We start from the raw sequence: 532 nt of genomic DNA, 5'->3' as shown, positions 1-532 counted from the left end.
CAGGGCTGGATATTATCGGCCCCTGGCAGGGGGGCGGCGGTGGCTGCTGTTACGGCGTGCCGACGAAATGGAAACCGGGGATGAGGGTGAAAGTTGAGTGGGAAACGGGTGTGGCTTTTGCCGATGATGTACCTGAAATCCCTGAGCCGAAACGTCCTGATACGAAAGCCTCTTACCAAGTATGGCAAGCATATTCCGATAAAAAGGAAGAGTGGTATAAGAAAATTAAGGCACTGAATAAAGTGCATACAAAAATAGTCCCTGTTCCCGATTATTCCGGACAAAAAACCTGCGGAATAAAGATCCACTTTTTACCCTGCGATCAAATAAAAGTCACCACCAGCTGCTATGACTACGGCAACCCAAATTATCCGATTAAAGATCCGATCAAAATGGAGGAACCCCAAATATGTCCACAATGAAACCTGATGTAGTCTGGTATCCTCCGCAATTTCCGAAACAGGGACGTTTACCCACACAAGCGGCGTTAGTCGGTCAAAAGGCTTTGTTGAATAAATCGAACTTTTGCTGA

General features: G+C 46.8%; 1 protein-coding gene. It reads left to right on the top strand.

The window, feature by feature from the left end; translation table 11 throughout:
- A partial coding sequence (locus tag HMPREF3178_RS11205; protein WP_228705135.1) for a DUF3304 domain-containing protein occupies positions 1-422 on the top strand: 422 nt, incomplete at its 5' end.
- Positions 423-532: the final 110 nt, after the last annotated feature.

This window comes from Klebsiella sp. HMSC09D12 (assembly GCF_001808475.1).
In the GTDB taxonomy this organism is placed as follows: domain Bacteria; phylum Pseudomonadota; class Gammaproteobacteria; order Enterobacterales; family Enterobacteriaceae; genus Klebsiella; species Klebsiella oxytoca.
This window is presented reverse-complemented; position numbering and strand designations above follow the sequence as displayed.